13 protein-coding genes are annotated in these 16,242 nt (G+C 71.2%); 7 read left to right on the top strand and 6 right to left on the bottom strand.

Features of this window, described 5'->3' with window-relative positions:
• Positions 1–58 precede the first annotated feature (58 nt).
• The 3 genes from AB0F70_RS14380 to AB0F70_RS14370 all read left to right on the top strand — a co-directional run bounded on the left by AB0F70_RS14380 (position 59) and on the right by AB0F70_RS14370 (position 3,418).
• Positions 59–1,075: a sulfite exporter TauE/SafE family protein gene (locus AB0F70_RS14380; RefSeq protein WP_357449058.1), complete on the top strand. Its 1,017-nt coding sequence runs from the start codon at positions 59–61 to the stop codon at positions 1,073–1,075.
• Positions 1,072–2,328 carry an adenylyl-sulfate kinase gene (gene cysC / locus AB0F70_RS14375; protein ID WP_357449056.1) on the top strand — a complete coding sequence of 419 codons (1,257 nt, stop codon included), beginning with the start codon at positions 1,072–1,074 and terminating at the stop codon, positions 2,326–2,328. The genes AB0F70_RS14380 and cysC overlap by 4 nt, the downstream gene beginning before the upstream one ends.
• A gap of 109 nt (positions 2,329–2,437) precedes the next feature.
• Entirely contained in the window at positions 2,438–3,418 is a 981-nt protein-coding gene (locus tag AB0F70_RS14370) for a sulfotransferase family 2 domain-containing protein (protein WP_357449054.1), read from the top strand.
• Between the two features lie 98 nt (positions 3,419–3,516).
• On the opposite strand, the gene AB0F70_RS14365 is transcribed toward AB0F70_RS14370, so the two are convergent.
• Positions 3,517–4,431 (bottom strand): ABC transporter ATP-binding protein, encoded by a 915-nt coding sequence (locus tag AB0F70_RS14365; RefSeq protein ID WP_357449052.1) that lies wholly within the window; start codon positions 4,429–4,431, stop codon positions 3,517–3,519.
• A complete protein-coding gene (locus tag AB0F70_RS14360) occupies positions 4,424–5,422 on the bottom strand; it encodes an ABC transporter permease (RefSeq protein ID WP_357449050.1) in 999 nt (332 codons plus the stop codon). The genes AB0F70_RS14365 and AB0F70_RS14360 overlap by 8 nt, the downstream gene beginning before the upstream one ends.
• Before the next feature lie 173 nt (positions 5,423–5,595).
• On the opposite strand from AB0F70_RS14360, the gene AB0F70_RS14355 reads away from it, so the two are divergent.
• Positions 5,596–6,627, top strand: coding sequence for a hypothetical protein (locus tag AB0F70_RS14355; protein WP_357449048.1), 1,032 nt, complete (start codon positions 5,596–5,598; stop codon positions 6,625–6,627).
• Positions 6,628–6,673: 46 nt separating this feature from the next.
• Positions 6,674–7,933, top strand: coding sequence for a DUF6716 putative glycosyltransferase (locus tag AB0F70_RS14350; RefSeq protein ID WP_357449045.1), 1,260 nt, complete (start codon positions 6,674–6,676; stop codon positions 7,931–7,933).
• Between the two features lie 29 nt (positions 7,934–7,962).
• On the opposite strand, the gene AB0F70_RS14345 is transcribed toward AB0F70_RS14350, so the two are convergent.
• From AB0F70_RS14345 to AB0F70_RS14335, 3 genes are all read right to left on the bottom strand, one after another.
• Positions 7,963–8,979 carry a glycosyltransferase family 2 protein gene (locus AB0F70_RS14345; RefSeq protein ID WP_357449043.1) on the bottom strand — a complete coding sequence of 339 codons (1,017 nt, stop codon included), beginning with the start codon at positions 8,977–8,979 and terminating at the stop codon, positions 7,963–7,965.
• Between the two features lie 277 nt (positions 8,980–9,256).
• Positions 9,257–10,150, bottom strand: coding sequence for an N-acetylneuraminate synthase family protein (locus AB0F70_RS14340; RefSeq protein ID WP_357449041.1), 894 nt, complete (start codon positions 10,148–10,150; stop codon positions 9,257–9,259).
• A 57-nt stretch (positions 10,151–10,207) separates the two neighbouring features.
• The gene (locus tag AB0F70_RS14335) at positions 10,208–11,473 is read right to left on the bottom strand and encodes an acylneuraminate cytidylyltransferase (protein WP_357449039.1); all 1,266 of its coding nucleotides are present in this window, start codon (positions 11,471–11,473) and stop codon (positions 10,208–10,210) included.
• Between the two features lie 238 nt (positions 11,474–11,711).
• Here AB0F70_RS14335 and AB0F70_RS14330 point away from each other — a divergent pair, with 238 nt between their 5' ends.
• On the top strand, positions 11,712–12,731 hold the full coding sequence (locus AB0F70_RS14330; protein ID WP_357449037.1) for a glycosyltransferase family 2 protein: 1,020 nt from the start codon (positions 11,712–11,714) through the stop codon (positions 12,729–12,731).
• On the top strand, positions 12,728–14,086 hold the full coding sequence (locus tag AB0F70_RS14325) for a polysialyltransferase family glycosyltransferase (RefSeq protein WP_357449035.1): 1,359 nt from the start codon (positions 12,728–12,730) through the stop codon (positions 14,084–14,086). The genes AB0F70_RS14330 and AB0F70_RS14325 overlap by 4 nt, the downstream gene beginning before the upstream one ends.
• Before the next feature lie 45 nt (positions 14,087–14,131).
• Here AB0F70_RS14325 and AB0F70_RS14320 read toward each other — a convergent pair whose 3' ends face one another.
• Positions 14,132–16,231 (bottom strand): acyltransferase family protein, encoded by a 2,100-nt coding sequence (locus tag AB0F70_RS14320; RefSeq protein WP_357449033.1) that lies wholly within the window; start codon positions 16,229–16,231, stop codon positions 14,132–14,134.
• Between the last annotated feature and the right edge of the window lie 11 nt (positions 16,232–16,242).

The following is a 16,242-nucleotide window of genomic DNA, read 5'->3' as shown; positions in this document are numbered from 1 at the left end:
TGGTCGGAATAAGAGGACTCCTGGCATGGCCTGCGGACCGGCCAGCGGAGCAGCCTCGATGACCATCGACATCCCCCTGATCCTGGGCGGCCTCGCGGTCGGTTTTGTCGTGGGCCTGACCGGGATGGGCGGCGGCGCGCTCATGACGCCGATGCTCATCTTCGTGTTCCGCGTCGACCCCCTGGTTGCGGTGTCGAGCGACGTGGTCGCCAGCCTCTTCATGAAGCCGGCGGGCGCGATAGTGCACATGCGCCGCGGGACGGTGAACCTCAAGCTCGTCCTGTGGCTGTGCGTGGGCTCGGTGCCTGCGGCGTTCTCGGGCGCCCTCCTGATCCAGTCGCTGCCGTTCGGCGACTCCCTGGACACCGCGCTCAAGATGGTGCTCGGGATAGCCCTGCTCATCGCGTCCTGCGGCCTCGTGGTCCGTGCGGTGCTGCAGATGGTCCGGACCAGGTCGGCGCTCGGCGAGGGTCCCACCCGGCCGTCCGCGCCGCGCGAGCTCGTGGTGCGGCCCGTCCCGACAGCGATCCTCGGCGCCGTGGCCGGGCTCCTGGTCGGCATGACGTCGGTCGGCGCCGGCTCGATAGTCATCGTCGTGCTCCTGCTGCTCTACCCGGCGCTCAAGGCGTCCCAGCTGGTCGGCACCGACCTGGTCCAGGCGGTGCCGCTCGTCGCAGCGGCGTCGCTCGGCCACCTCCTCTACGGCGACTTCTCGCTCGGCCTGACGACGTCCCTGCTCATCGGCGCCATCCCCGGCGCATGGTTCGGCGCCCACGTGTCCTCGCGCGCGCCGGGCGGCATCATCCGCCGCGCGCTGGCGATCCTGCTGCTCGCGTCGGGGCTCAAGCTGCTCGGCGCCAGCCTCCCGGTGGTGCTGGGCGCAGCGGGGGCCGCGCTGGTCCTCGGCAACCTCGTGTGGTTCTGGGTCAAGCGGCGCTTCGGTGCGGTGCAGGCCGAGTCCGTAGCAGACTCGACCCCTGCCGAGGGCCCGGCGGACGATCCAGTGGACGATCCAGCAGGCAGCCCCGCAGACGACCCAGCAGAAGACTCAGCAGAGACGAGCCCCCGCAGATGACCGACCCCGCCGCCCGTGTCCTGTCCGACGACGAGCTGGACCACCTCGAGCTGGCCCTCGGAGGCGCGATCCCCGTGCCGGTACTCGCCGCCGCGCTGCCGGGCGTCCCGGCCGATGCGGTCCTGACCGACGCCGAGAACACCCCGCTGGCCCGCCTCACCACGCGACCGGGCGAGCCCGACGTGCTAGAGCCGCTCAAGCCGGTAGCCACGGCGATCGGCCCGCAGTGGGACGCGGCGGTCCGCCGTCCGGCACGCGACGTACGGGCGGCCCTCGAGGCCGGCACCGGCAGCCTCGGGCTGGTCGTCACCGAGGTGCCCACCCGCGACGAGCTCGACGCCGCCGTGGCGCTCGTGTCCGCCGGCCGGCCCCGCGCCGTGCTGGTCCTAGTACCCGTCGCCCGCCGCACGCCGGAGCCCGGCGCCGTGGGCGCGCCCGGGCTGGTGCGAGCGGCGCTCGGCCTCGCCGACCTCCTGTCCGAGCAGGTCGAGGCACAGGTCACCACCGTCGTCGTGCCGTGGTCCGGGCCCGCCGGGACGACCCTCGAAGAGGTGGCCACCGCCTATGGCGCCGCACGCGCCGAGACGCTCGCCGCCCACCGTTCGGTGGCCACGGCGGAGCGTGTCGCCGCGCTGCCCCGGGTGCGGGAGGAAGCGGTCCGGGCCCTGTACCCGCCGACGTCGGCGGTAGAGGTGGACCGGGCCGCGAGCGGTGCCAACGCCCGGGGCGCCGTCCTGTTCTTCACCGGCCTGTCCGGTTCCGGCAAGTCGACGGTGGCGCGCGCCCTGGCCGCCGAGCTGAACGACGACGGCCTGGTGACCACGCTGCTCGACGGCGACGAGGTGCGGCACCACCTGTCGAAGGGCCTCGGCTTCGACCGTGAGTCGCGCGAGACCAACGTCGAACGCATCGGCTACGTGGCGGCCCTCGTGGCCAAGCACGGCGGCATCGCCGTCGCCGCGCCCATCGCACCGTTCGCCGCCGGCCGGGCAAGGGTGCGGGCACTGGCCGAGGAGGCGGGCGCGCAGTTCGTGCTCGTGCATATCAGCACGCCGCTCGAGGTGTGCGAGGCACGCGACCGCAAGGGCCTGTACGCCAAGGCCCGCGCGGGCGAGATCCCCGAGTTCACGGGCATCTCGTCACCCTACGAGGAGCCCGTCGACGCCGACCTCGTCATCGACGCCTCGGTGGTCTCCGTGGCCGACGCCGTCGCCACGCTCCGTGCCGCGATGGCCGCGCTGCCGCACCGCTGACGGGCCGCACGACCGGGCCCACGACCGGGCCGGTCAGCGGCCGGAGCAGGGTGAATTCCCGCCCGATCCGGCCGGGAATGGCGAAAACCGACCGGCTACAGTGCAGTGCGTGGAATGGAAGATCACAGTCTGGGACGACGCCCGGATCGCCTATGTCGCAACGGCCAAGGTCGCGAACACCGCGGTCAAGGCCGCCCTGCTCACCTCGTATGTCGGGGACCGGGGCTGGCACAACCCACACAGTGAGGCTGTGCCCTATGTCGAGGCCGGCCCGGAGGACCTGCGCGGCAAGTACGCCGACTACCTCACCTTTGCTCTGGCTCGGAACCCGTACGACCGGTTCGTGTCCTTCTACGCGGACAAGATCGTGGGCAAGGGCTGGTACGGCAGCCTCGGCCGGCTCGGCTTCAAGAAGGGCCAGGACTTCGAGTCGTGCGCGCTCGTCGCCGCGAAGCTCGGCGACGAGCGGACGGACCCGCACGTCGCCACGCAGGTCGACCGGCTCATCGACGCCGACGGCACGTTCCTGCCGGACCTGATCCTCCGGTTCGAGAGCATCGTCCACGACTGGAAGGCGCTGCGCGCGATCGCCGAGGCTCGTGCCCCGCAGCTCGCGCTCGCGCCCCTGGCCGCGCGGCGCGCCAGCGAGCGCGACAAGTCGTGGCAGTCGTACTACACCCCCAAGGCCCAGGAGGCGGTGGCCGCGAAGTACGCCCAGGACTTCGGGGTCCTCGGGTACTCGACGGAGATCGAGCCCAAGCCGCTGCCGATGTCCGACGCCTCGAGCGACTCGCTGGACGTCACCGCCGTGCCCGAGGGCGCCGTCGTGCTCGACACCACCGGCCACAACAGCCACCGCGCCGCCGCCGTCAACGAGGCGGGTGCCTGGTACCTGCCGTTCGGCCCTGCCGCCGGGTTCGTGTCCCGCGGGCCGTCGGCGTCCACGCTGCTGCCCAAGCTGGCCGGCGGCCCGCCCACCGTGGTCCTGGTCGCGCCGAACACCAACCCCGGTCCCGTGGGCGACAACGTCCAGGTCATCGAGGTCGCGATGCCCAAGGTCAGCCTGCTGAGCAAGCTGCTCCGACGCTGACTCCCCGTCGGGCGTCCGGCCCGGGACGTCCGGACAGACGAGTGGCCTGGTCCGTCCCCCGGGGGACGGACCAGGCCACTCGTCTGTGACGCCGGACGTCAGGCGGGCTTGGCGGCCGGCCGGCGCTTGGGCGGCGGGCGCAGCGCGCGCACGAAGTCCTTGTACGCCTCGGCCACCTCGTGCGTCGGCCCGTCCATGACGAGCTGTCCCTGGTGCACCCACAGCGTGCGGGTGCACAGGGCCTCGATCGTCGAGATCGAGTGGCTCACGAGGAACACCGTGCCGGCGTTCTCGCGGACCTTCTCGATGCGGGCCTTGGACTTCGCCTTGAACGTGGCGTCACCGGTAGCCAGCGCCTCGTCGATCATGAGGATGTCGGGCGAGGCCGACGACGAGATGGCGAACCGCAGGCGCGCCCCCATGCCGGAGGAGTACGTCCGCATCGGCATGTAGACGAAGTCGCCGATGTCCGCGAACTCGACGATCTCGTCGAACCGCTCGTCGACCTGCTTGGGCGTCAGGCCGAGGGCGAGGCCACCGATCATGATGTTGCGCTCGCCGGTCAGGTCCGGCATCAGCGCCGCGTTGACGCCGAGCAGGGACGGCTCGCCCGACACGTAGACGTGGCCCGACTTGGGCGGCATCAGCCCGGCGACGGCGCGCAGCAGCGTGCTCTTGCCGGAACCGTTGATCCCCACGATGCCTATCGACTCGCCGTGGTTGACGCTGAAGGAGATGCCGCGCACCGCGTGCACCTCGCTCACCGCACCCACGTGGTTGCGGCCGGACCGGATCAGCCGGCGCAGCAGGCTCGGCTTCTTCCGCTCCACCTCCACGACCGTCCCGCCAGTGGAGGACGAGGCCACGCCGCGCCCGCCGAACACGCGGTAGGCCACGTGCAGGTCGTCGACGACCAGGCACGGGTCACCGATCTTGGTCGTGGGCGCCTCGCCGTCCAGGTCCTCCGGCTCGAGCTCCAGGTCGAAATCCAGGTGTGCGTCTGCCTCAGTCACGTCCGTACTTCTCCTCTCCGCGCCAGAAGACGATGAACCCGACCACGAAGAACAGCACTGCCCAGGCGCCGCCGACGGCCCACATGAGCCCGTTGTCGGGCGGCATCGTCGACTCGTTGGTCACCACCGAGCGCATCAGGTACAGGTATACGGCCACGGGCTGGTAGGTCAGGACGTCCCCGACGATCTCCGTGCCCACCGGGCCGAAATTCAGGTTGTCCACGTAGTGGCTCACCGGGAAGATCACGCCCGACCCGAACATCAGCAGCCGCATGACGAAGCTGACGATGTTGTCGAGGTCAGGGGTCGACGCGACGAGCCGGGCCATGATGAACGCGACGCCGGTGTTGAAAACCCACATCAACGCGAGCGCGGCCGGGATCAGGAGCCACCACCACGTGACGTGGATCGTCTCGTTGTCGGGCACGAAGCCGCTGATCAGCGCGATGCCGCACATGACGACGATCGCGGGCAGCAGGGTGGCGAGCTGCGACAGCACGGACGAGATGGGCAGCACCGCTCGCGGGAAGTGCAGCGAGCGCAGCAGCGACGTCTTGCCGCTGATGGACTTCGAGCCGCCGGTCACCGAGGCCTCGAAGAACCGGAACATGAACGTGCCGATCACGATGAACGCGATCGTGTTCTCGAGGCCACGGTTGATGCCCAGCAGGAGGCCGAAGACCAGCACGTACATGGTCGCGTTCAGGACGGGGTTCAGGATCGCCCAGAGCTGGCCCAGGTAGTTGCGCTGGTTGCGGGCGTACGCCGTAGAGGTCGCCATGACCCGGATGAACGACCTGCGTCGCGCCAGCTCGCGGATGTACTCACCGAGCGGCGGGCGGACGTTCAGGGGGCGCAGCCCGTACTTCTGGGCGAGCGCCTGCCGCTGCGCCGACGTCGTGTCCGGCACGATCGCTGGCGGCGGCTGCGGCTTCGCGCCCCTGGCCGGAGCGGCCTGGGGCTTCGCCGCATCGGTGGTAGGTGTGCTCACGATGCGAGAGATACCTGTCTGTCGGGTCACGGCCGGTGTTACACCGGCCCTGACCAAGATTCTAGTCGGATGCAGGATCGTATCGGTCCGGGCAGAAACCATATCGCACAGGTCGGGATTCCTGGCGCAGGTACGGCGCCGTCCGGCACGGGTCACATGAGACACTGCACACCGTGCGTCAGCCACGTCCCACCCCGCGAACCACCCCGCGAAACTCGGCTCAGCGTGTCGCCGGAGCCCTGGTCGAGTCGCCCCTGCAGCTGCTCTGCACGCTGGAGGCGCACGCCGCCGGGCTCGGTGGCGGACAGCTGCACGTCCACGTCCGCGACGACGTCCCCGCGCTCGGCGACGCGCTCGCCGCCGTGCGGACGTTCGACCTCCCGTCCGGCGTCACCTTCGACCTCGCCGGGCGGCGGACCGCCCTCACGGCCCGTGAGCCGATCTGGCTGGTCGGTGACGCCTTCTCCGGCCTCTTCCAGGTCACCGCCACGCTGCGCCGCCCCGAGCAGGTGGTCCTGGTCGACGACGGCCTGGCGACCCTCGAGCTGGCCCGCCTGCTCGCCCGCTCGGCACCGCTGGTCCGCCTCAACGGCCGCGCGCTCGGCGCGCGCCGGCGGCTGGGCGCCGTGGCCGCCGGCCGCCTGCGCTCGCTGGCCGCCGACGGCCGGGTGGTGATCTTCACCGCGCTGCCGATCGAGGCGGAGCTGTCCGACGCCCTGCGGTCGCAGGGCTTCGACGTGCGGCACAACGGCTTCACCTGGCTGTCCCGGCAGGTGGTGTCGGACGCACCTACGGAACCCACCGTCGTCGTCGGCTCCGCGATGCCGGCGGACGGGCTCGTCGCCACCGACGCCTACCTCGACTGGATCCGCGGCCTGGCCGCGGACGGGCCGCTGCGCTACTACCCGCACCGCCGGCAGACCGAGCCGGTGCTCGCGCGGCTGCGGCAGCTCCCCGGTGTGGTCGTCGACGCGCCGGGCGCCCCCGTGGAGCTGCGCCTGCGCGGGCTGTCCGCCGGCCAGCGCGTCGTGAGCCTGCCATCCACCTCCGCGGTGCTGCTCACCACCGTCCTCGGCCCGCGCGGTGTGGACGTGACGCCGCACGACGTGCCCGACTCGTGGTGGTCGCCGAACGCCTCGGCCGAGCTGCGGGCCCACCTGCGCAGCGTGCTCGAGCTCGCCCGCGCCGCACGGGAGACGACATGACGGGGCCCGGGTTCCTGGGCGCTCCAGACATGAGAGACTTCGCGGCGTGGTTCTCCTGAACAGCGACGAGCACGCCGTCCCCGCGTCCATCCGTGTGCTCGCGGTCGCGGACAGCGACTCCTATCTCAAATGGGCCTGCGCGACGCTCGACCGCCTCGGCCCCGCGGACGACGCCGGCCTGAGCCGCTCGGCGATGATCGTCAAGACTCCGATCGCGCCCACCACCGGACAGATCGCGGCGGCGGTCGCGGGCTCGTCGGTGGTGCGTCCCTCCGTGCTCTCCCTCCGTGAGCTGGGCAGACGCATCCGCGAGGACGTGCCCGACGTCGTGCTGATCGCCGCTACCGGGCCGGTCGCGGAAGTCCTGGCGCGCGTCATCGTGCGGGCGACGGGTGACCGGCGCCCCGCGCTCGTCACCGGGCTGCCCGGCATGGCGCTCCCGGCGACGCGTGAGGGCACCGCCAGGCGCCGCTGGTGCGACGCGTTCGTGGTGCACAGCCGCCGCGAGATCGAGGCGTACCGCGAGGCCTTCGCCGTGCAGGGCGTCACGCCGGACGTCCCGCTGGCGCAGCTGCCGTTCCTCGAGCACACGTCGCAGAACCTCGGCACCGAGGCCGTCAAGCGTGTCGCGTTCGCGGCGCAGGCCAAGGTGCCCGACAACCAGCCCGACCGGGTCACCCTCCTGGACCGCCTCGCCCGGCTCTCGGAGGACGGCTTCGAGGTGATCGTCAAGCTGCGTGCGCGCAAGGGCGAGCGGCAGACGCACAACGAGGCGTTCCCGTACGACGACCTCTGGGAGGCGGAGCACGCACGGCTCGGTCACGACCGTGCCGCGCTGCACTTCGTGGACGGCCCCATGGCCGAGTGGCTGCAGCCGGGCACCGCGCTCATGACCGTCAGCTCGACGGCGGCCATGGAGTCGCTGGCCCTCGGCCTGTCCACCGCGATCATCGACGACTTCGGGGTGACCCCGGAGCTCCTGAACGAGCCGTTCGCAGGCAGCGGGTGCGTCATGTCCGTGGCCGACGCCGCCGAGGCGTTCCGCGCGGGTGGTCCAGACCCCGACCCGACGTGGCTCGACGAGAACTACCTGCACGGTGGTGAGTCGGAGCTGCCGGCGAGCGTCCGCCGGCTGGCCGGACGGCGCGCCGCCGGCAACCTGACGGAGCTGCGGGACGTCAAGCCGTGGCAGCGGTCGCGGTACATCCGGATGGCGCTGCAGATGTACCTGCCGAAGTTCCTCTACGACGTGGTCCGGCTGTCGACCCGGCCCGTCCGGCTGCTCTTCCTCGACAAGAAGGCCTGACCGGCGAGCCGGGTCGGTGAGGGTCCGGGTCAGACGCCGTCGTCGACCCGGACCCGCTCCGTCAGGCCGCGCAGGAAGCCCGCACCCCACGCCATGTGCATGATGACCATCGTGGCGGGCAGCCGCAGCGCGGAGCTCAGGTCGAGCCGCGGGCGCCGGGTCGCCGCGTGCACGGAGGCCCCGACCACCCCTGCGAGGTAGGTCACCGGCGGCACCAGTCCCGCGACGAGCAGCGGGACCAGACCCGTGACCGCGCCGGCCACCGCGGCCAGCACCGAGACGCCGAGCACCAGCACCGCGGTGGGCGGCGCGAGATAGCGCAGGCTGGCCGTGCCCGGGTTCCGCCGGACGACCTCGCGGCGCCACATGCCGGTGCGCCAGAACTGGGTGGCGACGGCGCCGAAGGTCCGGCGCGGCTTGTACTCGACGACGAGCGACGGGTCGAACCAGAGCAGGCTGCCGCTGTTCCGGAGCCGCAGGCACAGCTCCCAGTCCTGCGCGCGCACGTACAGCGGCGAGTACCCGCCCACGCGTTCGAGCGCCGCACGGCGGAACGTGCCCAGGTAGACGGTCTCGGCCGGACCCGCGCTGCCGCCCGTGTGGAAGGAGGCGGCGCCGAGGCCTGCGGGGTGGCTCATCGCGCGCGCCACGGCCTTCTGCACCGGGGTGTCGCCGACGGGCAGCATGCGCCCGCCCACGCCGTCGGCCCCCGCGGCCTGGAGGGCCTCCACCGCGCGCCGCACGTACGTGGGTTCCGCGACCGTGTGGCCGTCCACCCGCACGAAGATCGAGTGGCCCTCGGGCATTCGTGCCAGGCCCGCGTTGAGGCCGAGCGGCTTGGAACCCGTCGGGTTGTCCACGACGGTGACACGGCCGGTCTCGGCGCTAAGCTTCTCGGCGATCTCGTGCGTGCGGTCCTTCGAGGGACCCACCGCGAGCACCATGTGCAGCGGGTGCGGGTAGTCCTGTTCCAGGATCGACCGCACCATCGCCTCGAGGTACGGCTCCTCGTCACGTACGACGGCGACCACCGTCACCAACGGCATGCTGGCCGCCTCTACCCGCTCGGGCACGAGGCCCCCTCTCGTGGACACGATGCCGGACCGCGCCGGCCCGGGAGTTTCCCGGTCCTGGGTACATCAGAGGCGGGCACCGCGCGTGCGGCGCCCGCCTCCGACGAATGAACAGTTCGCGGGCTCGGATCCTGCTGAGGATGTCCGAGCCCACGTCGTGCGCTCGGCTCAGGCGCGTCTGACGCGCCTGAGCCTACTGGCTTCGCGTCAGGCTGTGCCTGACCGCCAGAGCCTTCAGTTCAGCTTCGGCTCAGGCGTCGACGCGACGGAGCCGCGACATCGGCGAGAACTCGCCGGGCATGACGCGCTTCTGGCCGTCGCCGAGCGCCTTCTCGAGGATGCGGATGTCGCGCACCAGGTTCTCGAGGCCCTTGGGCTCGAGCGAGGAGGCGTGGTCCGAACCCCACATGGAACGGTCGAGCGTGATGTGCCGCTCGACGGCGACGGCGCCGAGCGCCACTGCCGCGATCGAGATCTGCAGACCGGTCTCGTGGCCCGAGTAGCCGACGGGCACGCCGTAGCGCTCCTGCAGCGTCGTGATGGTGCGCAGGTTCGCCTCCTCGGGGGGAAGCGGGTAGGTCGAGGTGGAGTGCAGGATCACGAGCTTGCTCGTGTCGAGGATCTCCACGGCGGCGTCGATCTGCTCCAGCGTCGACATTCCGGTCGACAGGATGATCGGCTTGCCGGTCGCGGCCAGGGCACGAAGCATCTCGTGGTCCGTGACCGAGGCGGAGGCGACCTTGTGGGTCGGCACGTTCATCTTCTCGAGGAAGTCCACCGACGGCGCGTCCCACGGGGAGGCGAACCACTGCACGCCCTTGTCCTTGGCGTACGCGTCGATCTCCGTGTACTCGGGCTCCTCGAACTCAACCTTGTACTTGTACTCGAGGTACGTCATCTCGCCCCAGGGCGTCTGACGGATCTTGTCGCGCTGGTCCTTCGGAGTACTGATCTCCGGAGTGCGCTTCTGGAACTTCACGGCCTGGCATCCGGCCTCGACCGCGACGTCGATCAGCTTCTTGGCGATCTCGACGTCACCGTTGTGGTTGATGCCGATCTCACCGATCACGTACACGGGCTGGTCGGCGCCCACCTGCAGGTCGCCGATGGTGACCGGCGCGGGCTGCGCGTTCGTCGCGCTCATAAGAAGGTCCTTCCGAAAGGGTCGAGCACAGGGTAGTGCTGTTGCATGTCGTCGGGACTAACCGGTGACGACGGGGGTCTGGACGGCTGCCGAACTAGGGGCAGCTTCACCCTGACGCCCAGCGAGTATACGGTCACAGATCTCGCGAACCGCACCGTTCCCGCCCTCCCGGGAGAGCACGAGCCTGGCTTGCGCCTTCACCTCAGGGCGTGCGTCGGCGACGGCGACGGGCCAGCCGACGACGGCCATGGCACCCAGGTCGTTCACATCGTTCCCGACATAGGCGACGCGTGCCGGGTCGAGGTCGTGCTCGGTGATCCAGGCCCGCAGGGCCGACGCCTTGTCGTCGACACCGTGCATGACCTGCACCTTCAGCTTGTCGGCACGGGACGCGACCACCTTGTTGGTCTCCGTCGACAGGATGAGGATCGGCAGGCCGGTCCGGCGCAGGCGGGACACGCCCATGCCGTCACCACGGCTCACGCGCACCTGCTCGGTGCCGTCCTGGTCGACGAAGGCGTGGTCGTCGGTGTGCACACCGTCGAAGTCCGTGACCAGCGCGTCGACGTCGAGCGGGACGGGGACGGCGTCGTCCACCTGGTCCACGAGCTGACGGGCGAGCCAGAGGTCGCGCGGCTCGTCGATCTCGATGGCCCACTCGGAGGCGACCGGCTGGATGCCGACGTCACCGAAGAACCGCGTGCTGCCTCCACGGAACCCGGCGGTCCTCATCACATAGAAGGCTCCGGTCTCCCGGTAGTGCGGCGCCCGCTCCTGGCGGCGCGGCCGGTATTCAGTGGTGTGTCCCACAGGACTCGCCACACCGTCGTCGAGCCGCCACTGGAAGTCGTGCGTCTCGGAGACGGCCACCACCACGTCCTTCTCACCGGTGGCCACACGGCGGATGGCGGTGTCGAGGTCCTCCGGGTCGATGAACGGCGAGGTGCACTGCACCAGGACGGTCACCGGCGGGATCTCCTGGGGCGGCAGGCCGCCGTCGCCCGCCTCGACCCGGTCGAGCACGTGCAGCAGCGCGGACTCGGACGACGCGGTGCCGCCGGCGATCTCGGCGGGGCGCGCGACGACGCGCGCACCGTGCAGCCGCGCCTCCGCGGCGATCTCGTCGTGGTCCGTCGAGACGATGACCTGGGCCACCGACGGCGCGGCGAGCGCCGCCTGGACCGCTCGGCCGACGAGGGTGATCCCGTCGACGCGGGCCAGGTTCTTGAGCGGGACGCCCTGTGAGCCCCCGCGCGCGGGGATGATGACGATTCCCGGTCGCCCGCTGGGCGTCTCCGGACCGTTGTCGATCGGTAAGGACATCGTGTTGGGTACCTCGTTCGCCGCGACCTCGCTGGCCCCGCGCGGGTCGTGATCGTAGAGAGGATGGGCTCACGGGACCGGCGCCAAGACTAGTGCACACAGGGGCCACAGCCTCGACAGCACCCGAGCCGTTTCAAGGCCCTATGGTTGAATACCGACGTGACCGGCCCGGTCTGCGGCCTCTCGACCGGGCGACGCGACAACAGCCGCCGAAGCCACTGACAGGACTGCACACCACATGAGTTCACCCGCGCGTCCCCGCGTATCGGTGATCGTTCCCGGAAAAGACGCCGAGAACTACATCGCCGACACGCTGACGAGTCTCACCCGGCAGATGCCCGACCCGCACGACCTCGAGGTCATCGTCGTCAACGACGGGTCCAAGGACTCGACCGGCGACATCGCCGAGAGCTACTCGTCCCGGCTGCCGAACCTGAAGGTCCTGACCAACGCCAAACCCTCCGGCCTGGCGAACGCCCGGAACCAGGGTCTGGCGGAGAGCACCGGACGGTACGTCGTCTACCTCGACTCGGACGACTGGCTCGCGCCCCGCAGGCTCGAGGTCCTCGCCGATGCCATGGAGGCCTTCCGTGTCGACTTCGTGCGCTCGGACCACACGACCGTCGACGGCCGCAAGCGCAACATCGCGCGCGCCCCGCAGGCCCGTCGTGGCGTCGTCCTGAACCCGCGTGACTCGATCCTCCCGGCCACGGACTCCACGATGGTGGACTACCCCTACGCGTGGGCCGGCATGTTCGACCGCACGATCGAGCAGGACGGGCTGCTGACCTTCCCCAAGGGCCTGCACACCGCGGAGGACCGGCCCTGGATCTGGCAGCTGTTCCTGAAGTCGCGTTCCTATGCGGTGGTCGACGCACCGACGCTCTGCTACCGGCGCTCCGTGTCGGGTTCGCTCACCTCGACGTACGACCGCCGCCAGCTCGACATCATCCCGGCGCTGCGCACCACGCTCGACCTGATCCTTGCCGACAAGGAGGCCGAGCGGTTCCTGCCCAAGCTGACGCGGACCACGTTCGCCCTGGTGGCGCACCACATGTCCCGCAGCCGGAAGATGACGCCGGACGTCCGGCGCGACCTGAAGGCCGGCGCCAGGGACCTGTTCGCGGCGATCCCCGCCAACGTCCTCGCCCACGAGGTCCGGTACCTGAAGCGCGAGCGCGAGCGGCTGCTGCACGGCCTGCTCCCCCACCTGTCCAAGGACGTCTCGTTCGAGCCTGCCGAGGAGGCAACACGATGACCCAGCTTGTCGTCGCATCCACCCTCTTCGGCGCCGCGACCGCCGCCGCTGCCGTCGACGCCGGCCTGCTCGGCACGCCGGACGGCGAGCGCGTGCTGCTGATCGTGAACAACGCCCCGGCACCGGAGCTCACCCCGGCCCTCGACGAGATCGAGGGCGCGGACCCGGTGCTGCGCAGGTTCGACCGGACGGTCCACCTGACCGACCTCATCGCACCCACCCACCCCTCCGGCTGGAGCCCTGGTCAGCGGGAGCGTCCGGCGATGGAGCGGCTGCTCCGCAAGTACTGGGGTCTCGGCGACGGGCCCGTCGACATCGTGGCGGAGTCGGTCTGGGTCAACCCGGCGCAGGCTCTGGCCCGCATCTTCCACTCGAGCCCCGTCACCGTGTACGCCGACGGCCTGATGAGCTACGGCCCGACGCGCAGCGCTCTGCCGCTCGAGATCCGGCAGCGGCTCGAGGGCCTCCTGCACCTGGACCTCGTGCCGGGCCTGCGGCCGGTGCTGCTCTCCGAGTACGGCATCGACCCGACGATCATCCCCAACGAGTCCTTCCGCGGGATCATCGAGGAGATCGCCGCCAAGTCGCACCCCGCGCCCGAGGAGGAGCAGCCGCCGACGGCGCTGGTCGTCGGCCAGTACCTCGCCGCGCTCGGCCTGATGACCCGGGCCGACGAGACGCGCCTGCACGAGCGCATGATCAGTGCGGCCGCCAAGTCCGGCGCCAAGCACGTCAGGTTCAAGCCGCACCCGTCGGCGCCGCCGTCGCTCGCGACCCCGCTCGCCGACGCCGCCACGGCGGCCGGCGTCACGTTCGAGATCATCGACGACCCGCTGCCGGCGGAGGTGCTCCTCGCCGGTCGTCCCTACGTCGCCATGGTGGGCTGCTTCTCCACCGCGCTCGTGACGGCGCGCACCGTGTTCGGTGTGCCGTCCGTGGCGGTCGACACGGGCAGGATCCTGAAGCTGCTCACGCCGTACGAGAACAGCAACCGCATGCCGGTGACGATCATCGACGCCCTGCACCGCAAGGACACCCCGTACACGGATCCGGCGCGGCTGCAGGAGCTGGTCGGTGCCGTCGCGTACTGCATGCAGCCGAGGGCGCACGAGGCGCACCGCGACAGCACCATCGAGTTCCTTGCCGGGCTCCCCGAGGGCGAACGCCGTCGCTACATCAGCGACTCCCGGGCCGGCGCCCTGCGCCTGCCGGGCGCGCCGCGCAAGAGCGCGGTGGTCGAGGCGGCCACCGACGCCGCACGGGCGGTCCTCCGGCACCCGGCGCTCGGCTGGGTGGACCAGCAGACGCAGGGCTCCCCGCTGCGCAAGAAGCTCGCGCGCAAGGTCCGGGGCTGACGCCGTCCGCGGGCCGGGCCGGGAGACCGGCTCGGCCCGCGGGGCTCAGCCGCCGATCCCGATGGCCTCGGCGAGGTACGGCTGCATGGAGCGGGCGTACGTGTCCGTGACGTGGTTGCTGTCGCGGTAGATCAGCACGTTCCCGACCACCGCCGGGCAGCGCTCGCTGTCGCAGTAGTAGTCGGTGAGGTCCACGAGCTCGACCCTGCCGGACGCCTCGACCGCTTGCCGGAGCGTGTACGCGCCCGGCCGGTCGAGCGCCTCGGTCCGGGAGATGTCGCATCGCCCCGGATCCGCCTGGTGGTCCGCCACGCACTCGGTCACGTCACCCTGTGGCCGGGGTGCGTCCGCGATGACTATGACGCGCGAGCCGGCGTCCTCCAGCTCGTCCCAGACCTGCCGCAGGCCTTCGACGCCCGGCGGGCGTCCCGAACCGGACGGGCGGAACTCCGAGCCCGAGTAGAAGGTGGTCACGACGACGTCCGGCGGGTCCGCCAGCAGGGCATCGAGCGTCCCCCGGTTGGCCTCGACGCAGGCCGGGCCACCTGGCAGGGTGCGCGGCTCGAGCGCGAACGGGCAGGAGTTGTGCAGATAGGTCCGCACCCGCCACCCGTTCTCCTCGGCGATCTTGACGAGCGGGGTACCGAGCATCCGCATGTGCGAGTCGCCGACCAGCGCGATCGTGTGCTCGCCCGTCTTGTTGCCGAACGTGCAGCCCTTGGTGACGCCGTCCGCCTCGCCCGACGTGCAGCCGTTGCCGAACATGGGCGCGAGCTCCTTGCCCAGGTCGGCGACGTTCGGCACGAGCACCCGCTCGTCCGTGACGTACGCGGGGAAGATGCCGTCGTGCACCGCCTCCGCGCCGAAGCCGGAGCCGGGGGCGATCGCGACGACGTCCGCTCGTTCCACCCACTCCTGCTCCTGCTCCGCCGCGCGATAGCCGGGGACGAGTGCCACCACGCTGGTGACCGCCATCGCCGCCGCGGCGGCGACCAGGACCCTGGTGTTGCCGCGCCGCACCCAGCGGGCGGTGCGGAGCGGCTGCTCCACCAGGGTGTAGCTGGCCTGTGCCGCCACGAGCGACAGCGCGAGCAGTCCCACCGACTCGAAGGGCCGGGGGTCGCGGTCCGCCCACGCGACGAAGAACACGATCACCGGGAAGTGCCAGAGGTAGGCCGAGTAGGAGACGTTGCCCAGCCACTGCACCCAGCTCCGGTCCACGAGCCACGTGAGCGAGCCGACGCCGTACGTCCGGCCCGCGGCAATCACCGCGACCGTGCCGAGGACGGGTACGAGGGCCGCGACACCGGGGAACGGCGTCTCCGAGGACATCAGGAACGCGCCCGCCGCGATGGTCCCGAGGCCCGCGAGCGCCAGGAACGCCCTGGCGAGGGCGAACCGCTCGGTGTGCCGGAGCACGACGGCGAGCATGCCGCCCGCGCCCAGCTCCCACAGGCGGGTGGTGGTGACGAAGTAGGCCGACGGGTCCTGCGCCTGTACCTCGAGCACGCTCCAGACGAACGAGGCGGCGACGAGGACGCCGAATCCCGCGAAGACCCAGCGGCCCACGCGGGGCCGCCGGCCGGCACGGGCGGTCCGCACTGCCAGTGCGGCCATCACGACGACCACGAGCGGCCACAGCAGGTAGAACTGCTCCTCGACCGCGAGCGACCAGAAGTGCTGGAACGGCGTGGGTGCGTTGTCCGCGGCGAGGTAGTCGACGGAGTCCCTGGCGAGCAGCCAGTTCTGCACGTAGAAGATGCTGGCGAGGGCCTGGCGCTGGAGGTTCAGCCACTCGGACGACGCGATCACCCAGGTGGAGACGGCGGAGGTGAGGCCGATGACCAGCAGGCCCGCCGGCAGGATGCGGCGGGCACGGTTCGCCCAGAACCGCGCGAGGGACAGCCGGCCCGTCTCCCGGACCTCGCGCAGCATGTGCCCGGAGATCAGGAAGCCGGAGATCACGAAGAACACGTCGACGCCGATGAAGCCACCAGGCACCAGCCGGGGCTCGAGGTGGTACACGATCACCAGCGCTACGGCGAGCGCCCGCAGGGCCTGGACCTCGGGAAGGAACTTCCGCTGGGTGCTCGCACGGCGGGTCCGACGGTCGTCAACGGTCGGTCCCTGAGGAACATCGAGCAAGATACTGGACA

Source organism: Promicromonospora sp. NPDC023805, assembly GCF_040639635.1.
Lineage (GTDB): Bacteria > Actinomycetota > Actinomycetes > Actinomycetales > Cellulomonadaceae > Promicromonospora.
This window is presented reverse-complemented; position numbering and strand designations above follow the sequence as displayed.

What these genes read in the sequence shown, in the direction of transcription:
- cysC (WP_357449056.1), top strand. Translation starts at nt 1,072, where the DNA reads ATGACCGACCCCGCCGCCCGTGTCCTGTCCGACGACGAGCTGGACCAC.
- AB0F70_RS14345 (WP_357449043.1), bottom strand. Translation starts at nt 8,979, where the DNA reads ATGCCGTTGGTGACGGTGGTCGCCGTCGTACGTGACGAGGAGCCGTAC.
- AB0F70_RS14325 (WP_357449035.1), top strand. Translation starts at nt 12,728, where the DNA reads ATGACCCAGCTTGTCGTCGCATCCACCCTCTTCGGCGCCGCGACCGCC.
- AB0F70_RS14330 (WP_357449037.1), top strand. Translation starts at nt 11,712, where the DNA reads ATGAGTTCACCCGCGCGTCCCCGCGTATCGGTGATCGTTCCCGGAAAA.
- AB0F70_RS14335 (WP_357449039.1), bottom strand. Translation starts at nt 11,473, where the DNA reads ATGTCCTTACCGATCGACAACGGTCCGGAGACGCCCAGCGGGCGACCG.
- AB0F70_RS14340 (WP_357449041.1), bottom strand. Translation starts at nt 10,150, where the DNA reads ATGAGCGCGACGAACGCGCAGCCCGCGCCGGTCACCATCGGCGACCTG.
- AB0F70_RS14380 (WP_357449058.1), top strand. Translation starts at nt 59, where the DNA reads ATGACCATCGACATCCCCCTGATCCTGGGCGGCCTCGCGGTCGGTTTT.